This window comes from Mesorhizobium sp. L48C026A00, from assembly GCF_000502375.1.
Classification (GTDB): Bacteria; Pseudomonadota; Alphaproteobacteria; order Rhizobiales; family Rhizobiaceae; genus Mesorhizobium; species Mesorhizobium muleiense.
In genome coordinates this window covers 1-19122 of record NZ_AYWU01000019.1, presented here as the reverse complement: position 1 = coordinate 19122, position 19122 = coordinate 1, and the positions used below count along the sequence as shown (strand labels likewise).

Here is a 19122-nt window from a genome sequence, read left to right as displayed (position 1 = left end):
CGCAAGCACCGCGTCAGGCAGCGGCGCCGGGCGCGCTGGCGTCTTCGTGCGGCGCGGCGGCCAGATCGGTGCGCGCCTTGCGCGCGAGTTTTTTTGTCGAGCGCCTGGGCCTGTCGCCGAACAGATCGGCTGCCGCCGCAAGACAGGTCTTTTTCAGGCTTTTCTCCGAGCGCTTCAACAGCTTGCTCAGCAGTCGCGTTTCCTGGGGAGAGCCGAGCGGCCGGTCGTGGGCCTCGAGAAGCGTGCGCAAGACGAACACATCATGCAGTTCGCCCAGCTTTTCGCCAAGTTCGTCGACCGCCTTGCGCCGTGCCTTGATCGGCGTCGGCCACAGCCTTCCAAGCAGCGACAGATGCATGCCGTGAGTCTTTGCCGCCTTGCGCAGATCATGGAAATCGTCGGCATCACCGCGGGAGCCCGCCTTGTCCAGCGCCTTTCTGGCGCGACGCAGAGTGATGCGGGCGCCTTCGGCAAGCACATCGGCGGCCTGTTCGGGCTGGTCGGGCAAGACCAGAGTATCGATGCGGCTGATGCCATCCTCGCAAGCGGCAGTCGCGGCAGCTATCGCGGCGCCGAGGCCAACTCCACCATGCAATTGGTGCTGGCGCGCCACCAGCGTGTCGCGAACGGCATCGAGACCGCCGCCGGCGCTTTGCTCGGGAAAGTTTTTTGCCAGCCGGTCGATGGTTTCAACCAGCGCGGTCGCCTCGCGCGGGCCGGCAAGCAGGGCAGCCACCTCTCGGTACCATTGGTTCTCGGTACTGCAAAATGTTTCGTCTCCGGGACGGACCAGGCGCAGCAAGGCACGCACCTTCTTCAGCCGCCTGCGGCATTTGTGCAGCGCCTGCTCCGGCCTGTCATGCGCCGCGTCCAGATGGACGAGCGCCTTGCCGATCTCCTCAGCGAGGATGCGCCTGACCTCGCCGGTCAACGGCAGGCGCGGATCGATGCGATAGCTCATGCGGCGATCTCCGGAATCCCCTCGAGGGCGAGCGACGCGTTGTAGAACCTGTGCTCGCCGGTGACTTCGCGGCCGAGCCAATCTGGCAGCATTTCGCCCTGCACGTCCTGCGGCGTCTCAAGCTCGGCGACCACCAGACCGCTGAGCATCCCGCCGAAGACATCGACTTCATAGAGATGGCCGCGATGCCTAACATGGTGGCGTGTCTTCTCGATGACACGACCGATTGCGAAGGCCAGCATCTCTTCCGCATCCGCCAGAAGGATCGGATATTCGAATTCGTCGCGTTCGCGGGCCTTGCTGCCGAATTTGAGCGTCAGCTTTGCCGAGGCGCCGTCGCTGATACGCACGCGGACCGAGCGGTCGGGCGCGGCAACGAGATAGAACTGGCGAATGCGGATGTCCGCTTCGATCAGATCCCGCCAGCCATCGCCGGAGACGAGGAACTTGCGCTCGATTTCCTTGACCATGGCTCCACACTAAAGCGCGTGCGGATGGAGATGGCAAGGTGGAGATCGACAGGTGGAGATCGGCAAGGCTTGACTTTAATCATTCGATTGATTAAACTGCGGATCATGGGCAAACCGACAAACGCCAAAATTCCGCGCCGCGAGGCATCCCCCGCCGAGATGACGCGCGCGGCACTTGTTCGCGCAGCGCTGAAGCTGTTCGGACGCCAGGGTTTTGACGGCACCTCGACGCGCGAGATCGCGGCTGAGGCCAGGGCCAATATCGGCTCGATCGCCTATCATTTCGGCGGCAAGGAAGGGCTTCGCACCGCTGCGGCCGACTATATCGTCGACACGATCCAGACCATTGCCGGCCAGGCGATCGGCAATCTGCAGGGCTCAAGCGAATCAGAAACGGGCGAACCAGAAACGGGCGACGCCGAAGCGGCGCGGGCACAACTGTTCACCGCGCTGGAGCGGATGGTGGCTTTCATCGTGGCAAGGCCGGAGGCCGGCGAGATCGTGCAGTTTGTCCTGCGTGAGCTGTCGCATCCGACGGCGGCACTCGACCGCATCTATGACGGCGTGTTCGAGCCGACGCATCGCCGGCTCTGCCTGATCTGGGAGCAGGCGACGGGCGAGGCGGCCGAAAGCGAGGCTACCCGACTCACCGTTTTCACGCTGATCGGCCAGGTCGTCTATTTCCGCATCGGCCGCGAGGCGGTGATGCGCCGCATGGGCTGGCGCGCGATCGGCGACGCCGAGGCCACCAAGATCGCGGCGGCAGTGACGGATAATCTCGGCGCGATTTTGGCTCGGCGTCACTTAACCGACCGGAAGGATCGTAGATCATGAGTTTCCTCTGCTCTGTGCCGCTCGCCGCCCTGCTTTTCAGCACCTGCGCACCGGCGGCGCCGCTCGCCGTCGGCTATGTCGAGGGCGACTATGTGCTGCTCGCGCCGATCGAGGTGGCGCAGGTCGAGACGATTTCGGTCAAGCGCGGCGATCGCGTCGCGCCGGGCACGCCAGTGGTGACGCTGGAAAGCGCCGACGCAAAAATAGCCGTCGCGCAAGCCGAGGCGGCCCTTGCCCAGGCCCAGGCGCAACTTGCCGACCTGCAGGTCGGCAAGCGGCCGGAAGAGATTGAGGTGCTCAAGGCGCAGGTCGACATGGCCAAGGCGCAAGCCGCCGACGCCAAACGCAGATACACCCGCGCCAGCGATTTGTTCAAACGCGGCACCGGCACCCAGGCCGATTATGATACGGCTTCGGCGTCGCTGGAAACTGCCAACGCGCAGCTCGGCCAGGCGGAAGCCAATCTCGCTGTCGGAGGCCTGCCGGCGCGGCCCGAGACGATCAAGGCCGCCGACAATCAGGTCAGGCAGGCGCAATCGGCGCTGGAGCAGGCGCGCTGGCGGCTGTCGAAGCGTGTGCTGGCGGCGCCTTCGCCCGGCCGCATCAACGATGTGATCCGCTATCCCGGCGACACCGCCGGGCCGACCGCGCCGGTCATTTCGATTCTGCCGGACGGCGCGGTGAAGCTCAGCGTCTATGTGCCGGAAAGCGCGTTCTCGTCGGTGGAAGTCGGCACGCTGCTCAACGTCCATTGCGACGGCTGCGGGCCGGACGTGAAGGCTCGCGTCAGCTACGTGTCGCCGGACCCGGAATTCACGCCGCCGGTGATCTACTCGCTCGAGACCCGGCAGAAGCTGGTCTATCTGGTCGAGGCGCGGCCGGAGGGCGACGCCGGCGCGCTGCAACCGGGGCAGATCGTTGATGTCGAACTGGCGGATATCGGCAAATGAACGTCATCGACGTCCACGGCCTGGTCAAGCGTTTTGGTGACAAGACCGTCGTCGACCATGTGACGATGACGGTGGCCGAGGGCGAGATCGTCGGCTTCCTCGGCCCCAACGGCTCTGGCAAGACGACGACCATCCGCATCATGTGCGGCCTGCTGACGCCGGATGAGGGCGAAGGCACGGTGCTCGGCTTCGACATCCGCACCGACAGTCTGAGGATCAAGCGCGAAGTCGGCTATATGACCCAGAAATTCTCGTTCTACGAGGATTTGACCATCGCCGAAAACCTGGAATTCGTAGCGCGGCTCTATGGGTTGAAGCCGCTCAACGAGCATGTCGCCAGGACGCTGGCGGATCTTGGCCTCACCTCGCGCAAGGACCAGTTGGCCGGCACGCTGTCCGGTGGCTGGAAGCAGCGGCTGGCGCTGGCCGCCTGCATCATGCACAAGCCCAGATTGCTGCTGCTCGACGAGCCGACGGCGGGCGTCGATCCGAAGGCGCGGCGTGAATTCTGGGACGAGATCCATCGGCTGGCCAGCGGCGGGCTGACCGTGCTGGTCTCCACCCACTATATGGACGAGGCCGAGCGCTGCCATCGCATCGGCTACATCTCCTACGGCAGGATGCTGGCCACCGGCACGGTCGACGAGGTGGTCAGGAATGCCGGGCTGACGACCTTCGTTGTGCAGGGTCCGCGCCTCGACCAGGTCGCTGCCGCACTCAGCGGCCGGTCCGGTGTCGACCAGGTGGCGCCGTTTGGCGCGACGCTGCACGTCGTCGGCTCCGACAAGACGGCGCTTCAGGCTGCGCTCGCCGATGTCGAGAAAGACCACAAGGGCGTCACGGTGACGCCGGGCGAGACCAGCCTGGAGGATGTGTTCATCCAGTTCATGTCCGGCTCGAAGGACAATATGGGATGAAAAACGGGATAAACAGCGTCTTTTCCTTCGCCAGGCTCGGCGCGCTGCTGATCAAGGAGTTCATCCAGATGCGGCGCGACCGCATCACCTTCGCCATGATGCTGGGCGTGCCGCTAATGCAGCTGGTGCTGTTTGGCTATGCCATCAACAACGATCCAAAGAGCCTGCCGGCCGCCCTGGTGGCGATGAGCAGCGATCCCTATACGCGAGCCATGGTTTCGGCGCTGCAGACCACCGGCTACTACCGCTTCGACCATGTCGCGCAAAATGCCGCCGAGGCGGAATTCCTGATGGCGCGTGGCGACGTCGCCTTTGTCGTCACCATTCCCGCCGACTTTGCCCGGCGAGTCGAGCGCGGCGACCAGCCGCAAATCCTGATCGAGGCTGATGCGACCGACCCGGCAGTCGCCAGCGGGGCCATTTCGACGCTCGGCACCGTTGCCAACCAGGCGCTGCTCAGGGCGCGCGGCATGCAGGAGACGGCCGCCGAAGCTGCCCGAGGCCAGCTCGAAGTCGTTGTGCACCGACGCTACAATCCGGAAGGCATCTCGCAATACAACATCGTGCCCGGCCTGCTCGGCGTCATCCTGCAGATGACGATGGTGATGATGACCTCGATCGCACTGACGCGCGAGACCGAGCGCGGCACGATGGAAAACCTTCTGGCGATGCCGTCCAGCCCACTCGAAATCATGCTCGGCAAGGTGCTGCCCTATCTGGTGGTCGGCGCCGTGCAAGTGGCGGTGGTGCTGGCGGCGGCCAAGCTGCTGTTTGGGGTTCCCTTCACCGGGTCGTTGTCGCTGCTGCTTGCGGCGGTTCTGGTCTTCGTGCTGGCGCTGGTGCTGCTCGGCTACACCATCTCGACGATGGCGCGCACGCAGATGCAGGCACTGCAGCTCACCTTCTTCTTCTTCCTGCCGTCGATCCTGTTGTCGGGCTTCATGTTCCCCTATCGCGGCATGCCTGGCTGGGCGCAGATCTTCGGCGAGATCCTGCCGCTGACGCATTTCCTGCGCATCATCCGCGCGGTGATGCTGAAGGGCGCCGACCTGCCGGCGGTCGCGACCGAAATCGGCTGGCTGGTCGTGTTCGTGGCGCTGTTTGCCGGCGTGGCGCTGGTGCGGTTCCGCCGGACGCTGGATTAGGATCCAACTCAATAGCTCACGCAATGGCCGAGATGTCACCTTGGATGCATGACCATTCGGATCGAGATTTTATGCCGGTCTGGCCTGATCCGGGACCGGCGGCAATTCAGGCGCATCCAGTCCTTTGAAGGGATCGCGCCAGGCGTCGATCTCTTCAAGCTGGCGATACCAACGACTGACCGAAGGATAATCGTCGAGCGGCAATCTGGCGACATCGTTGAAAGGCAGAAACGTCGCCATTCGAAAGTCGGCATAGGAGACCGAGTTTTCGACCAGCCAGTCTCGCTCGGAAAGCGCGGCCTCAAGTGTTGCAGCGGCCGTGCGAAAGTCTCTCAGCCCCTCCTCAACCCGGTGCTGATCGATCGGGCCAATCCCATAGCGCTGCTTGGTGCCGCGTTCGAAATGCACGACGTCGCAAGCTCTTGCGAAGCTCTCTTTACCCCAACTGAGCCATCGGATCATCTCGGGTTCGTCGTCGCCGGTGCGCCAGAGATCCGAATGCGCGTCGCGTGAAAGCCGGCAGGCTATGGCGTCAGCCTCCCAGAGGCTGTTTCCCGAGCCTACGAGTATCGGCAATGAAAGATTGGGATTCAGCGGGCGATATCGCTCAGCCTGCCCGGGAGCGAAGGGCGATGCGAACTCAAAGTCGAGCTTTGCGTCGAGATAACGTGCCACGGCGACCGCGAGGCGAGGATTGGGATTGCGGCTGAAGAGCAGTTTCATTTCGTGTCAGCCTTTTTTGAATGGTGCCGGTTCGGTCGCCACCTAAGCCGCCGCCATGATCTCCGCATAGGTGCCGAAATCGACATTGCCGCCGGACAGCACCACGGCGACGCATTTGCCTGATAGCTCGATCTCGCCCGATGACAGCGCGGCCAGCCCGACGCAGCCGCCGGGCTCGACCACCAGCTTGAGATGGGCCATGGCGTCGCGCATGGCCTGTGCCGCCGCTCTGTCGGACACGGCAATGCCGCCGGCGAGATTCCTGCGGTTGATCTCGAAGGTGATCGCGCCCGGCTCGGCGGTGAGGAGCGCGTCGCAGATCGAAGTGTGGCCGGGTTCGATCGAAACCCGAGCACCTCTGGCCAGCGAACGACAGGTGTCGTCGAAATGCTGGGGTTCCACCGCCCAGACGGCGGTGCCCGGCGAGGCGTCCTTGACCGCGATGGAGATGCCGCTGCTCAGGCCGCCGCCGCCGCAGGGGATGACGACCGCGTCGAGGCTCACCCCGAGTGCTTTCGCCTGCGCCATCAGTTCGAGGCCGATCGTTCCCTGGCCGGCGATGATGGCCGGGTCGTCGAAAGGCGGCACCAGGACCATGCCCCGTTCCATGTACGGGCGAACCACCGCCATGCGATCGTCGCGAAACCGGTCGAACGGAACCACTTCGGCGCCCATTTTCCTGACATTGCCGACCTTCATTGCCGGCGCATCGGTGGGCATGGCGATAACCGCCTTGACGCCGAACATCGCCGCCGACGCGGCGACGCCTTGCGCGTGGTTGCCCGACGAGAAGGCGACGACGCCGCGGCTGCGCTGCTCATCGCTCAGCGACGACAGTTTGTTGTAGGCGCCGCGGAACTTGAACGAGCCGGTGCGCTGCAGCGTCTCCGGCTTGAACAGGATCCTGGCGTCGAAACGCTTGTTCAGTTCCGGTGATTCGATCAGCGGCGTTTCGACGATCAGGCCGGACAATCGCGTTGCTGCGCGGTGGATATCGGCGATGCCGGGAGGGGTGGTCATGGTGAGGTCCTGCAGAATGAAACCGCCCCATGGTGCACGGAAAACCAGGCCGCGCACCACTGGAAAAATGTGACCGAGACAATTCGTGGATTGCGAGCAGAGAGTGGCGCTCCTCGCCGACCGCTCCTCACCCCAAAAGCGTCCGTTGCCGTTTGGCGCCGCCCATCTTGCGCCAGGTGTTGAAGCGATGGGTGGCGGCGGCGAAGGATATCTTCATCTGCTGGGCAACCGAATAGCGCGACTTGCCCTCGTCGAACAGGCGGTAGCAGCATTCGACGCCCTCCTCGGTCAGCTTGCCGTCGGGGGCCTTGTTGTGCGGATTGGCCGGGTCGAATTTCTCGACCTGCTGCTCGACCAGGCCCTTCAGGCGCTGCAGATCGGCCTCGATGCTGGCGATCAGGTCGAGAACGGGTTTCGGGTCAAATGCATGGGTGGGCTGTTTTGCCGGCATCCGGGTTCCTTTCGCTTGGCTTAAGCCCACTATATAGGTGAACATTCGCCAATAATGAAGGGCGCTGGGCGGAGGATTCCCGCAACCATAAATTTGAACCTCCGGCTACAACCGATTGACCAACGGTGCACCAAACTCTAGTTTAGAATAATTCTAAACTAGGGCGGATTTCTCATGCTTTCCCGTGTTTTCGATTTTGGTCGCCGTCCCTTCGAGTCGCTCTCGGAGCAAGAGATCCTGGCGCTCGCCATCTCTTCCGAAGAGGATGACGGGCGTATCTACCGCGCCTATGCCGACGGGCTGGCGGATAGGTTTCCGCATTCGGCCAAAGTGTTCGAGGAAATGGCGGAGGAGGAGGATGGCCATCGCGACTCGCTGATCGAGCTTCACCGCGAGCGTTTTGGCGAGCGCATTCCGCTGATCCGGCGCGAGCACGTAAAGGGCTATTACGAGCGCAAGCCCGACTGGCTGGTCCGGCCGCTCGGCATCGAACATGTGCGCCAACAGGCCGAGTCTATGGAGCGTCAGGCCTACCTGTTCTATGTCGAAGCGGCGAAACGCACCAGCGACGCCTCGACGCGAAAGCTGCTCGACAATCTGGCGGTGGCCGAACAGGGCCACGAGACGCTGGCGCAGCGGCTGGAGCAAAAGCATGTGTCGGGCGCGGTGAAAGCCGAGGAAGCAGCGGCCGAGCAGCGCCAGTTCATCCTGACCTATGTGCAGCCGGGACTGGCCGGGCTGATGGACGGATCGGTGTCGACGCTGGCGCCGATCTTCGCCGCCGCGTTCGCCACGCACGACACGTTCCAGACCTTCCTGGTCGGGCTTGCCGCCTCAATCGGCGCCGGCATCTCGATGGGCTTCACCGAGGTCGCCTCCGACGACGGCAAGCTGTCGGGCCGCGGCTCGCCGGTGAAACGCGGCATCACCACAGGCGTGATGACGGCGCTGGGTGGCCTCGGTCACGCCTTGCCCTACCTCATTCCGTATTTCTGGACCGCGACAATTCTCGCGGTCGTGGTGGTGTTCTTCGAACTGTGGGCGATCGCCTTTGTGCAGAACCGTTATATGCAGACGCCGTTCTGGCGCGCCACCTTCCAGGTGGTGCTGGGCGGCGCGCTGGTGTTTGCGGCTGGAGTGCTGATCGGGAATGCCTAGCAGCCCTCTTGCCTTCTCCCCTTGTCGGGGCCGAAGGGCGGGCGAGGCCCGTGACTCGCCCCGGGCGGTGGATCGGCGCGCAGCGCCGAGACGGTAGAGGGGTGTTGGACGGAGTACTGTCGGTGCCAAGCTGGAACACCCCTCATCCGTCGCCTTCGGCGACACCTTCTCCCACAAGGGGAGAAGGAAGAGCCGCCCCACTCACCCGTTCGCCGCCCGGCTGTCCTCAGGCGCCTCGGCCCGTTCGGTCAGGCCATAGTCGCGCACGACGTGGGCGATGCGCAGACGGTAGTCGGCAAAGATGCCGCCACGGCCGGCCCTCTGCGCCTGCCTATGTTCCTCCGTGTTGCGCCAGGCTTTCACCGCTTCCTCGTCACGCCAGAACGACAGCGACAGGATGCGGCTCGGGTCGACAAGGCTCTGGAAGCGCTCGATCGACAGAAAACCGTCGATGCCGTCGAGCAGCGGGCGCAGGTCGGCGGCGAGGCCGAGATAAGCGTCGCGCTTGCCCGCTGCCGGCTCGACCTCGAAGATGACGGCGATCACAGTTTCACCAGAGAGGCATGCGGCCCGGATGCGAGTTTCAAAAAAGTCCGATGCTCTTTCAGGATGAATTTTTCACGCCGGGCGAACTCGTAATTGGCCTTGCCGGCCGGGTCGGCGGCGAGCCTGATACGGTAGGCTTCGTAAGCCGCCAGGCTGTCGATGTTATAGGCGGCATAGGCTGTCGTGGCCGAGCCCTCATGCGGCGCGAAATAGCCGATCAGATCGGCGCCGCAGCGCGGGATCGCCTGGCCCCAGTTGCGGGCATACTCCTCGAACGCCGCCTTGCCGAACGGGTCGATCTCGTAGCGGATGAAGCAGGTGATGGTCATCTTTTGTCTCCTTGCTGAATCTGATTTGTTGCGGCGACAGTTCGAGCGGTGTCGAAACCTTCTGTGGTTCTATGTGCTAGGCAATTTTCCATGCTGATCACGCTTGCCAGAAGGATTTCGCGCATTCGCGGCGAACGTCTTGTGGCGTCAGGCCAAGATCGCGCAAAAGATGCTCGTCAATCTCGGCGAGGTCGAGGCGTTGCAGATGGCGGTCATACCACCGCGCCAGCAGCCGCAGATGCGCCCGGCGCAAGATCATGAACGGAGACGGCCGCCGGCCGAAGCGGCTGACAGGCACGGTGTGGGAAGCGGTTCTTGCGGTCATCGTCATCTCCTTGATCTCAGCGCAGGATAGTGGTTATCTGACGCCCATGCTTCGATGAAGGACGAATTATGCGTGAAGGACCAGATATAGCCCGCATCGCCAGCCTGGTCGGCGATCCGGCGCGGGCAAACATGCTGACCGCACTGATGGGTGGCACGGCGCTGACAGCGAGCGAACTGGCGCTCGAGGCCGGCGTGTCGCTGCCGACCGCCAGCTCGCACCTGTCGAAACTGATGGAAGGCGGGCTGCTGACGCTGGCGAGCCAGGGGCGGCATCGCTACTACGGGCTCGCCGGGCCGCAGGTGGCTGGCATGATCGAGGCGATCACCGGCGTCGCCGCCGCGGTCGGACCGCAGCGGGTGCGGCCGGGTCCGCGCGATGCGGCGATGCGCGTGGCGCGGGTCTGCTACGACCATCTCGCCGGCGAGCAGGCCGTGGCGATGCTGGACCGTCTAGTCGCTCGACAAGTGCTCCTGCGCGACGACAAGGAGATCCGGCTCGGGCCGTCGGCCGCCTCGCATTTTGCCGCGATCGGCATCGATGTCGAGAGCAAGGCGCGACGACCGGTGTGCCGGGCTTGCCTCGACTGGAGCGTGCGGCGCTCGCATCTGGCCGGCACGCTGGGCGCTGCCATCCTCGATAAGATCCTTCTGGAAAAATGGGCGCGGCGCGAGAAGGACAGCCGCGCGGTAATCTTCTCGCCGATGGGCAAGCAGGCCTTCGAGAGGGTGTTTCTCGCTTGATTGTCAGCCGCGCTTGAGCGGCTTGCCCTGCTTGAAAAAATCCGCCCAGGGATCGGCTTTCGCCAACTGTTTCAGCGTCGTCTTGTCGCCGATCGGAAATGCGTTCGGCGCCAACCCGGCCTCGACCTCGGCCCAAATCGCCGGCATCGATGCCGTGGCGCCCTTCTTGGCGCGCGACGAATAGGGGGCCACCGTGGTCGAGCCGCGGCCGTTGCGCAGATAGTCGATGAAGATCTTGCCGGTGCGCGCCTTCTTCGACAGCGTCGCTGTATACCGATCAGGGGCGGCCTGCTCGAGGGCACGGGCGAAATCATGGGCGAAGTCCTTCACCTCATCCCAATCCGCCGACGGTTTCAGCGGCACGACGACATGGTAGCCCTTGCCGCCCGAGGTCTTGACGAAATTCGGCAATGACAGTGCATCGAGCCGGCCGTGAATTTCGAGCGCCGCCGCGCGCACCGCTTTCACGTCGACGCCTTCGTCGGGATCGAGATCGAAGATGATCTGGTCCGGCTTGTCCAGTTCGTCGATGGTGCAGCCCCAGATATGGATCTCGACCACGCCGAGCTGGACCAAGGCAGCGACACCGTCGAAATCGCGGATGAACAGGATCTCCTCGCCGTCGGTCGGATCCTTCATCTTGGCGATCTTGTCATGCATGCCCGCGGAGGCATGCTTCTGAAAAAAGCGTTGGCCACTGACGCCGTCCGGTGCCCGCACCAGGCTGAGCGGCCGATTGACGACGAATTGTTGCATGCGCGGCCAGACCAAAGCGTAATGATCGAGCAGGCCCTGCTTCGATATCTTCTCCTGCGGCCACAGAAGCTTGTCCGGGTGAGAAAGTTTTATGACGGTGTCTGCCGCCTCCGTGGATTTGACAGCGGCGGATGTCTCGCCCTTGCCGCTGGCAGGCTTTGCCTTGCTGTCGGCCCTGCCAGCGGGTGCTTTCGGCTTTTCCTGCACGACTTCCTCCGCCGGTTTGTCCTCGCGCAATCCCTGGAACGAGCGTGGCGCATTGTACGGTCGAAGCCCAGGTACGGAAAGTGAGGCAAAGCCGGTTGTCCGGCGTTGCCTCGATCGAGCTTCTACTCGGCGGCCTGAAGGTTGACCTTGGCTTCCGCAATCTCGGTGAGCTTGCGGTCGGTCGCCTGCTCTTCCTTGATGTTGTTGGCCAGGACATTGGCGCAGTCGGTGCGGCCAAGCTGCTTGGCCCAGGAGATCAACGTGCCGTAGCGGGTTATCTCGTAGTGCTCGACCGCCTGAGCGGATGCGATCAGGGCGGCGTCGAGAACGTCCTTGTCGTCGATGTCGCCGCTGACTTCATCGGCTTCCTCGAGAATGCCGTCGATGGCCGGACAGTTGACCGTCTTGGCCTTCACGCCATGTAGTTCGAACACCTTCTCGACGCGCTCGATATGACCTTTGGTCTGGCCGAGATGCTTTTCAAGGCCGGCTTTCAGCTGCGGGTCGGTCGCCTTGTCGATCATCTTCGGCAGCGACTTCTCGATCTGTTTCTCGGCGTAATAGATGTCGCGCAGCGTGTGGACGAAGAGGTCGTCCAGCGTCTTGATGTCTTTCGAAAAGAAACCCATGGCTTTGCCTTTCCATTGTTCTTGCTGTGTTGGGGGTTCCGGCGGCGGTTCCGCTCGGAAGCCGCTGGGCCGGGGTTGGTCCCGGCTCTCAGCGTCAACGTGCTTCTATCGGACGGGTTCCTGGCTTTCCCGAGTAATCAGGGAAATTTGCGCAAGCACGGAAATTTCGCGGCACCGGCCAAAGTTGAAACACAAGCGCGTCGGAGCGACATCCAAACGAAACATATGTGATGCAAAAGTCACACTAGCCGGAATGCCGACGAACTGCATGGAAAGACCCCGAATCAGCCGCATTCCAGCCACGAACCAAGGCCTTTTTGACCAAAGATTAACATCGTGTTCACCGAGTATTCACGCCTCGACGCTATGATCCCACGCAATTCGGAAGGGACATCCGAAATCGGGACAGGGACAGGGAAAATGAACTTCTTGACGCACCTCATCGGCTACGCTGCTGCCATCCGCGAATTCGTCGCGCCGACCTACCGGCCGGAGCGCTATTACATGCGCGGCCCAGGCCCCGCTTGCGCACGCCGCGGCCACACGCTCGGCATCAGCGCGCACTGATGACGACCATGGAAAGCCGTCACGATAGCCGGATCTGCAGGCCGGCCGCCGATCATCGTGCGACCACCTATCGCACGGAACGTCCTGGGCTCGCCGACAGGCGGCGTGCGACAACGCCAAGGGTCTGAGTTTCCAGAATTTTGAGATTCTGGGGCTTCGAGAATCTGGGCTTCGAGATTCTGGGGCTTATATCTCGCCGCCGGCAAGCTAAGTGCCGTTTGACACCAGGCAGCCGGGACTCGCGTGACCGCCCAGTAGCTGCAAGATCCCTTCCGCCAAGTTGCCTCCGAAAAGCTAGAGCGGGATTGCGGTCGTCTCCTTGGCGGTTCGAATCACAAACATGGTGTAATACCGCGCCACATTCGTCCGATCTCGGAACAGCCGCTCGCACAAAGTGTCAAACTCGTGCATATCCATCAGCCGCAGCATAAGGACAGCGTCGGTCGAGCCGCTCACGCTGTAGGCCTGGATCACCCCTGGTTCCATGGCGGCAAGCTCGAGGAAGCGGCGCATATGCTGCTCGCCGTGGCGCTCCAGCTCGACCGTGACGATAGCCTTCATCCCCCTGCCGGCCTTGGCCGGATCAAGAAGCGCGACAACGCGGTCGATGACACCGACTGACTTTAGCCGCCGTATGCGGCGCAAGCAGCTGGAGGGTGAAAGCCCGACCTCCGCCGCCAGGTCGGCATTTGTTCGCGAAGCGTCTTCTTGCAAAAGCTTGAGAAGCTTCCCGTCGATCCGGTCCATTCCGGTCCTCCGTCGTCGTCTACCGGTCTGCAATTTTATTGCACAAGTCCGCAAATTTTGACCACAAATGCGAACCGTCTCACGGTAGTCATTTGGCGTCAATCACGGAGACAATCGCCATGGCAGTGCAGACCGCCCTCTATCGAAAGACGCTGGAAACGCTTGAAATCTATTGGGAATTGGTTCGGATTATCGTTCCGGTCACGATAGCCACACAGATCCTGCAGGATCTTGGTGTCATCCGGGCGATCTCTCCGTTCTTCGCGCCTCTCATGACGCTGGTTGGACTGCCGCCCGAGCTCGCTCTTGCCTGGCTAACGGGATTGCTGGTGGGAATTTGGGGCGCGGTGGTGACCGTGTTCACTCTGGCCCCGGTTTCGACGTTGAGCACTGCCGACATGACCCTTCTTTCAACCCTTTTGCTATTTGCGCATGCCATTCCGATTGAACAACGCATCATTCAGAAGGTTGGGCCAAGCTTCGTGGTCACTGCAGCACTTCGCATTGGCGGCGGCCTGATCCTTGCCATGCTCCTGCACCAGATATTCGCAGCAACCGGATGGCTATCCGAGCCGCTGAAGCCGGCGTGGATACCAATGGTCGAAGGCACTGATTGGAGCAGTTTTTTTCCAGGCATGCTCAAAACCCTGGCAACCATGCTCGTCATCCTCCTCGCACTAAGCTGGCTGATCGAGCTACTCAAGATGTCGGGCATCCTGGGTTGGCTGAACAACGGGCTTTCACCGCTGTTTCGCCTTGCCGGCATCCAGTCACAAGCGGTGCCGTTCACTGCGGTCGGTCTGTTTCTTGGAATTTCCTATGGCGCGGGACTGCTGATCCGCGAGGCGCGCACGACCAGCGTAGACCCGCGCCAGATCTTCCTCGCTTGCGTGTTCATGGGCTTTGCCCACAGTCTCATAGAGGACACGCTGGTTGTCATCGCTCTGGGTGCAGACTTCACCAGTGTGTTTTTCGTTCGCCTGATCTTTGCCGTGCTCGCAACCGCGTTGATCGCCCGGGCAATCAGGTCGGCTTCCGACATTCTGTTTTTCAAAGCATTCTTCCGCAAGGAAGAAAGTCGGCTCGCTCAGTCGGAATCCGGTTTTGGCGGCTAACGATGGAGCGTCTTTGGTCTGCTTATGTGGCTGTGCCCGGAACTCGACATCCGACAACGCCCTGGAGGACGAGGTCCCGCACCCGCTTGCCGACCGTCCGCTACCGCGGCTGGTACTAACCTTCGCACAGCTCCAGCACCGTCGTGTCGCCTGCCGCCTTGCCCAGTTCGCGGCAGCCCTGAACCGTGCACAGCGTCCAGCCTTCACCGGTCGCGCCGGAGGCCGCGAGCACAAGGCGCCGCTGCGGCGCCATCTTGGGTTTATAGACCCACCAACCGTCCCGCAGCACCGAGCCTTCCGGCGGTTCCATGCCGGCGCCCGAGCCCTTGATCCGTGCCTCGGCGATCTCCAAGCCGGAAGGCGTCACCTTCCAGTCCTCCTGCCAATGCGTCTTTTCCACCGAATGCGTCCAGGCGAGCGTGAAGGCGGCGACAGTGAGCGTCACCGTCTTGCCGGCTGCGAGGATACAGAGGCTCATGCGGTGCCGGTGGCCTGCCGCGCCCGCCAGCAGTGCCAGCCGATCCAGGCGACAGAGAGTGCCCACCCGGCTTCGTCGGTGACAGGCAGTGCGGCAACCAGCAGCACGCCGGCGGCGAAGGCGACGAGACGTTCCCACCAGGCCATGCGCCGGGCCAGGAACCCGACGGCGGCTGCGCCCCACAGGGCAATGCCCATGGAGGCCTTGGCAACGATATAGGCGACCTCGACGGGATAACCGAACTGGGCGGCGATCGGACCGGGGTCCTGCAGCATCAGCGCCGGGGTGTAGACCGCCATGAACGGCACGACGAAGCCGGCGACGGCAAGCTTGGTGGCCTGGATGCCGATCTTGAGGCCGCTCTCCTTGGCCATCGGCGCGGCGGCGAAGGCGGCCAGCGCCACCGGCGGAGTGAGGTCGGCCATAATGCCGAAATAGAAGACGAACATGTGGCTGACCACCAGCGGCACGCCGAGTGACAGCAGTGCCGGCCCGGCCAGCGACGAGGTGATGATGTAGTTGGGGATCGTCGGTATGCCCATGCCGAGCACCAGGCAGGTGAGCATGGTCAGCACCAGCGACAGGAACAGATTGTTCTCGCCGATGGAGATGATCCAGCCGATGAAGGTGGAGGCGATGCCGGTGAGCGTCAAGGTGCCGATGACGACGCCGACGATGGCGCAGGCGATGCCGACCGGCAGCGCGTTCTTTGCTCCCTCGGCTAGCGAATCTATGCATATCTGCAGCGTCTCGCGTCCGCCCCTGAAGGTGACGCAGGCGATGACGAGCCCGGCGATGACAAAACTGAGGATGTTGACGCCGAACCTCATGAAGGAGGCGGCGGCAAGCCCCAGCGCCAGCCAAAAGACGATGCGGAAGGCAAGCGGCCCGATCAAAGCCGCCAGCGGCGTGCCGAGGATGAGCACGATGGTCAGCGCCAGCCCCATGGTGCCGGCGAAGATCGGCGTATAGCCGGCAAACAGCAGATAAATGAGCGCGGCCAGCGGCAGCACCAGCGGCCAATGCCTTCTCACCGCGTGCCACGGATTGGGCAGGTCCGCCTTGGCCATGCCCTGCAGGCCGGCCTTGCCGGCTTCCAGGTACACCTGCCAGAAGCAGGCACCGAAATAGAGCAGCGCCGGGATGATCGCTGCCTTGACCACCTCGGCATAGGGGATGTTCAGCGTCTCGGCCATGATGAAGGCGACCGCGCCCATCACCGGCGGCATGATCTGGCCGCCCATCGACGAGGTCGCCTCGACCGCGCCGGCGAAAGCCGAACGGAAGCCGAAGCGCTTCATCAGCGGAATGGTGAACTGGCCGCTGGCCACCACATTGGCGACGCCGGAGCCGGAAATGGTGCCCATCAGCGCCGAGGACAGAACGCAGACCTGGGCCGGTCCGCCGCGCCATGTGCCGACCAGGCCAAGCGCGAAGTCGTTGAACAGCGCGATCATGCCGGCGCGCTCGAGAAAGGCGGCGAAGACGACGAAGATGAAGATATAGGCGGCCGAGACGTAGACCGGCGTGCCGTATATGCCTTCGGTGCCAAAGGCGAAGGTGTCGATAAGCTGGGCGAAATCATAGCCGCGATGGATGAAGGGCGGCGGCAGGTGATTGCCGAAGGAAGCGTAGGCGAAAAAGATCAAGGCGATCAGGGCAAGCGGCAGCCCCATCAGCCGCCGCGCGGCCTCGAAGACCAGCACAACCAGCACCGTGCCGACGATCAGGTCCGGTGTGTTGAGGAAGCCGGAGCGCCGGATGAGATCGGCATAGAACACCCAATTGTAGAGGCCGGTGCCAAAGCCGAGCAGGCCGAGCGTCCAGAATGCTGCTTTCGCCGGTGTGCTTGTGGCGCGCAGATTGGCGATCAGGCCAAAGCCGAGCAGCAGCAAGAAGCCGACATGCATGGCGCGCACCACCTGGCTCGGCAGGCTGCCATAGGCGGCGATGTAGATCTGGAAGACGGAGAAGGCGATGGCGATGAGAAAGGCGGCCTTGCCGGCGAAGCCGTCGCCGAAACCCGGCGGCAGCCCTTCGAGCGGGGCTTCGGCGGTGGGGGAAAGAACGGTCGGCGTTTCGGGATGGGCGTCGGTCATTGGCGGGTTCCTGGCGGGCGCAATCCCTCCCCCTTGAGGGGAGGGTGGACAGCCGCCGAAGGCGGATGGACGGGTGGGGTCGTTGCGGCAGTGCGCGGCCTGCACCGACACCCCCCCCCCCNTCCCCCTTGAGGGGAGGGTGGACAGCCGCCGAAGGCGGATGGACGGGTGGGGTCGTTGCGGCAGTGCGCGGCCTGCACCGACCCCACCCGCCTCGCTTCGCTCGGCACCCTCCCCTCAAGGGGGAGGGAGCACCCCTATTTCACCAATCCCTTTTCCTTGTAATACCGCTCGGCACCGGGATGCAGCGGCACTGGCATGCCGTCGAGCGCCTTGGCCATGTCGATCGCCTTGGCGGCGGCGTGGGCAGCAGTGAGCTGGTCGAGATTTTCGAACAGCAGCTTGGTCATCTGATAGCCGGTCTCGTCGGAGACGTCGGCGTGGGTGATGAGGAAATTGCCGACGGCGGCGGTCGCGACGTCCTCGGTCTGGCCTTCATAGGTGCCCTTGGGAATGGTCACCGAAAGATAGGGCGAGCCGATCTTGGCGACGTCCTGCGCCGGTACGGCGACGACGTTGATCGGCACCGAAGTGGCGAGGTCGCGGATCGAGGCGACGCCGAGGCCGGCCGATTGCAGCGTGGCGTCGAGCTGGCGGTTCTTGATCAGCTCGACCGATTCGGCGAAGGGCAGATACTCGACCCGTCCGAGATCCTCGTATTTCAGCCCGGCGGCGGCGAAGATGGCGCGGGCGTTGAGCTCGGTGCCGGAGGCCGGCGCGCCGACCGACAGGCTCTTGCCCTTGAGGTCGGCAAGCGTCTTGATGCCGGATTCCTTGCTGGCAACGATCTGGATATAGTTGGGATAGATGGCGGCGACGCCGCGCAGCTTGTCGAGCTTGCCCGGGAAACCGGCCTCGGTGTTGCCCTCGGCGGCCAGTTTGACGGCATCGCCGAGCGCGAAGGCGATCTCGCCCTTGCCCTGCTGCAACAGGTTGAGGTTCTCGACCGAGGCCTTCGTCGCCTGCACCTGGGTACGGGCGCCCTCAATGCCCTTGCCGTAGATTTCCGACAGTGCGACGCCGAGCGGATAATAGACGCCCGAGGTGCCGCCGGTCAGCACGTTGATGAATTCCTGCGCCTTGGCCGACACCGCGCCAAGGCCCAGCGACAGCGCCAGCGTGCCGGCGACAATAAATTTCGTCCTGAAATTGTGCATGTGATCTCCTCCCTGAAATATCTGCCACCGCGCGACCCGGGGCGAGTTTAGACAGCAGGCGGGAAATGCCAACCCGCAATAATATCCATTAGACGAACGACTGAGTGATGCCGCAACGCATGGCCGCTTGCGCGATGTGCGATCGGAGCCGAAAGATTTTCGCAGAGCCTGTCGAAATCGCGCGAGGCCGCGCGACATACGTTCGGCTCGCAACGATGCGGCCTTCGAAAATGGAGAAGACCATGCGATACATGCTTTTGATCTACGTGAACGAAGCCGCGATGGCGGCCGCGCCGATGGAGAAGACCTACGAGATCAGCGCAGCCTATGGCGCCTATACCGAGGCGTTGAAGAAGTCCGGCTCCTGGTTGGCCGGTGACCGGCTGAAGCCGACCCAAGCCGCGACCTCGGTGCGGATGGCCAACGGCAAGACCAACGTGCTCGACGGTCCCTATGCCGATACCAAGGAGCAGCTCGCCGGTTTCTACATGATCGAGGCGGAGGACGCCGACGCGGCTATTGCCTGGGCGGCGCGATGCCCAGCTGCCAGCACCGGCACAGTCGAGGTGCGGCCGATCTGGGAACAAACCATGTGATGACGAATGACCTGGAGGTCGCCCGGGCGGCGGCGGAAGCGGCCGCCCGGCAAAGCTACGGCAAGCTCATCGCCTTCCTCGCCGCCCGCACGCGCGACGTGGCCGGCGCCGAGGACGCGCTGGCCGACGCCTTTGCGGC

Annotated in this window: 22 protein-coding genes and 2 pseudogenes; 10 read left to right on the top strand and 14 right to left on the bottom strand. The window is 63.4% G+C overall.

Annotated elements, in window-relative coordinates; all coding sequences use genetic code 11:
• Positions 1 to 13: 13 nt before the first annotated feature.
• Entirely contained in the window at positions 14 to 961 is a 948-nt protein-coding gene (locus X738_RS68115) for a CHAD domain-containing protein (RefSeq protein WP_023801409.1), read from the bottom strand.
• Complete coding sequence (locus X738_RS68110) at positions 958 to 1431, bottom strand: CYTH domain-containing protein (RefSeq protein WP_023801408.1); 474 nt, start codon at positions 1429 to 1431, stop codon at positions 958 to 960. The genes X738_RS68115 and X738_RS68110 overlap by 4 nt, the downstream gene beginning before the upstream one ends.
• A 105-nt stretch (positions 1432 to 1536) precedes the next feature.
• Between X738_RS68110 and X738_RS68105 the strand changes: the two genes are divergently transcribed.
• Genes X738_RS68105 through X738_RS68090 form a run of 4 tightly spaced genes read left to right on the top strand, consistent with a single transcriptional unit; the run spans position 1537 to position 5277 of the window.
• Positions 1537 to 2265: a CerR family C-terminal domain-containing protein gene (locus tag X738_RS68105; protein ID WP_023801407.1), complete on the top strand. Its 729-nt coding sequence runs from the start codon at positions 1537 to 1539 to the stop codon at positions 2263 to 2265.
• The gene (locus X738_RS68100) at positions 2262 to 3215 is read left to right on the top strand and encodes an HlyD family secretion protein (protein ID WP_023801406.1); all 954 of its coding nucleotides are present in this window, start codon (positions 2262 to 2264) and stop codon (positions 3213 to 3215) included. Before X738_RS68105 ends, X738_RS68100 begins: the two co-directional genes overlap by 4 nt.
• Positions 3212 to 4132, top strand: coding sequence for an ABC transporter ATP-binding protein (locus X738_RS68095; RefSeq protein ID WP_023801405.1), 921 nt, complete (start codon positions 3212 to 3214; stop codon positions 4130 to 4132). Before X738_RS68100 ends, X738_RS68095 begins: the two co-directional genes overlap by 4 nt.
• A gap of 8 nt (positions 4133 to 4140) precedes the next feature.
• Positions 4141 to 5277 (top strand): ABC transporter permease, encoded by a 1137-nt coding sequence (locus X738_RS68090; RefSeq protein ID WP_023801404.1) that lies wholly within the window; start codon positions 4141 to 4143, stop codon positions 5275 to 5277.
• A 69-nt stretch (positions 5278 to 5346) separates the two neighbouring features.
• Here X738_RS68090 and X738_RS68085 read toward each other — a convergent pair whose 3' ends face one another.
• The 3 genes from X738_RS68085 to X738_RS68075 all read right to left on the bottom strand — a co-directional run bounded on the left by X738_RS68085 (position 5347) and on the right by X738_RS68075 (position 7471).
• Entirely contained in the window at positions 5347 to 6000 is a 654-nt protein-coding gene (locus X738_RS68085) for a glutathione S-transferase family protein (RefSeq protein WP_023801403.1), read from the bottom strand.
• A 42-nt stretch (positions 6001 to 6042) separates the two neighbouring features.
• Complete coding sequence (locus X738_RS68080) at positions 6043 to 7020, bottom strand: threonine ammonia-lyase (protein WP_023801402.1); 978 nt, start codon at positions 7018 to 7020, stop codon at positions 6043 to 6045.
• A gap of 127 nt (positions 7021 to 7147) precedes the next feature.
• Positions 7148 to 7471, bottom strand: coding sequence for a hypothetical protein (locus X738_RS68075; RefSeq protein WP_023801401.1), 324 nt, complete (start codon positions 7469 to 7471; stop codon positions 7148 to 7150).
• Positions 7472 to 7645: 174 nt separating this feature from the next.
• On the opposite strand from X738_RS68075, the gene mbfA reads away from it, so the two are divergent.
• Positions 7646 to 8629, top strand: a complete 984-nt coding sequence (gene mbfA, locus X738_RS68070; protein WP_023801400.1) for an iron exporter MbfA — start codon at positions 7646 to 7648, stop codon at positions 8627 to 8629.
• Positions 8630 to 8830: 201 nt separating this feature from the next.
• Here the strand turns inward: mbfA and X738_RS68065 are convergent, their stop codons facing one another.
• The 3 genes from X738_RS68065 to X738_RS68055 all read right to left on the bottom strand — a co-directional run bounded on the left by X738_RS68065 (position 8831) and on the right by X738_RS68055 (position 9829).
• Positions 8831 to 9175: an antibiotic biosynthesis monooxygenase family protein gene (locus X738_RS68065; protein ID WP_023801399.1), complete on the bottom strand. Its 345-nt coding sequence runs from the start codon at positions 9173 to 9175 to the stop codon at positions 8831 to 8833.
• On the bottom strand, positions 9172 to 9504 hold the full coding sequence (locus X738_RS68060) for an NIPSNAP family protein (RefSeq protein ID WP_023801398.1): 333 nt from the start codon (positions 9502 to 9504) through the stop codon (positions 9172 to 9174). Before X738_RS68060 ends, X738_RS68065 begins: the two co-directional genes overlap by 4 nt.
• A gap of 97 nt (positions 9505 to 9601) precedes the next feature.
• A complete protein-coding gene (locus X738_RS68055; RefSeq protein ID WP_023801397.1) occupies positions 9602 to 9829 on the bottom strand; it encodes a DUF1127 domain-containing protein in 228 nt (75 codons plus the stop codon).
• A gap of 68 nt (positions 9830 to 9897) precedes the next feature.
• Between X738_RS68055 and X738_RS68050 the strand changes: the two genes are divergently transcribed.
• Complete coding sequence (locus tag X738_RS68050; RefSeq protein WP_023801396.1) at positions 9898 to 10572, top strand: ArsR/SmtB family transcription factor; 675 nt, start codon at positions 9898 to 9900, stop codon at positions 10570 to 10572.
• Between the two features lie 3 nt (positions 10573 to 10575).
• Here the strand turns inward: X738_RS68050 and ligD are convergent.
• A pseudogene (ligD, locus tag X738_RS0142650) lies at positions 10576 to 11597 on the bottom strand (DNA ligase D); the annotation flags it as partial.
• Positions 11598 to 11657: 60 nt separating this feature from the next.
• Positions 11658 to 12164 (bottom strand): YciE/YciF ferroxidase family protein, encoded by a 507-nt coding sequence (locus X738_RS68045; RefSeq protein ID WP_023801395.1) that lies wholly within the window; start codon positions 12162 to 12164, stop codon positions 11658 to 11660.
• A gap of 420 nt (positions 12165 to 12584) precedes the next feature.
• On the opposite strand from X738_RS68045, the gene X738_RS83080 reads away from it, so the two are divergent.
• Entirely contained in the window at positions 12585 to 12731 is a 147-nt protein-coding gene (locus X738_RS83080; protein ID WP_023801394.1) for a hypothetical protein, read from the top strand.
• 294 nt (positions 12732 to 13025) lie between these two features.
• On the opposite strand, the gene X738_RS68040 is transcribed toward X738_RS83080, so the two are convergent.
• Positions 13026 to 13478: an Lrp/AsnC family transcriptional regulator gene (locus tag X738_RS68040; RefSeq protein ID WP_023801393.1), complete on the bottom strand. Its 453-nt coding sequence runs from the start codon at positions 13476 to 13478 to the stop codon at positions 13026 to 13028.
• 119 nt (positions 13479 to 13597) lie between these two features.
• On the opposite strand from X738_RS68040, the gene X738_RS68035 reads away from it, so the two are divergent.
• Complete coding sequence (locus X738_RS68035) at positions 13598 to 14593, top strand: nucleoside recognition domain-containing protein (protein WP_023801392.1); 996 nt, start codon at positions 13598 to 13600, stop codon at positions 14591 to 14593.
• A gap of 115 nt (positions 14594 to 14708) precedes the next feature.
• On the opposite strand, the gene X738_RS0142645 is transcribed toward X738_RS68035, so the two are convergent.
• The 3 genes from X738_RS0142645 to X738_RS68025 all read right to left on the bottom strand — a co-directional run bounded on the left by X738_RS0142645 (position 14709) and on the right by X738_RS68025 (position 18387).
• The gene (locus tag X738_RS0142645; RefSeq protein WP_031255764.1) at positions 14709 to 15071 is read right to left on the bottom strand and encodes a DUF1850 domain-containing protein; all 363 of its coding nucleotides are present in this window, start codon (positions 15069 to 15071) and stop codon (positions 14709 to 14711) included.
• Positions 15068 to 17170 (bottom strand): TRAP transporter permease, encoded by a 2103-nt coding sequence (locus X738_RS68030; RefSeq protein WP_023801391.1) that lies wholly within the window; start codon positions 17168 to 17170, stop codon positions 15068 to 15070. The genes X738_RS0142645 and X738_RS68030 overlap by 4 nt, the downstream gene beginning before the upstream one ends.
• Positions 17171 to 17427: 257 nt before the next feature.
• Positions 17428 to 18387, bottom strand: coding sequence for a TAXI family TRAP transporter solute-binding subunit (locus X738_RS68025; protein ID WP_023801390.1), 960 nt, complete (start codon positions 18385 to 18387; stop codon positions 17428 to 17430).
• Positions 18388 to 18629: 242 nt separating this feature from the next.
• Between X738_RS68025 and X738_RS68020 the strand changes: the two genes are divergently transcribed.
• Positions 18630 to 18983 (top strand): YciI family protein, encoded by a 354-nt coding sequence (locus tag X738_RS68020; RefSeq protein ID WP_023801388.1) that lies wholly within the window; start codon positions 18630 to 18632, stop codon positions 18981 to 18983.
• Positions 18983 to 19122: pseudogene (locus X738_RS87350) on the top strand (RNA polymerase subunit sigma-70); the annotation flags it as partial. The gene X738_RS68020 and the pseudogene X738_RS87350, both read left to right, overlap by 1 nt.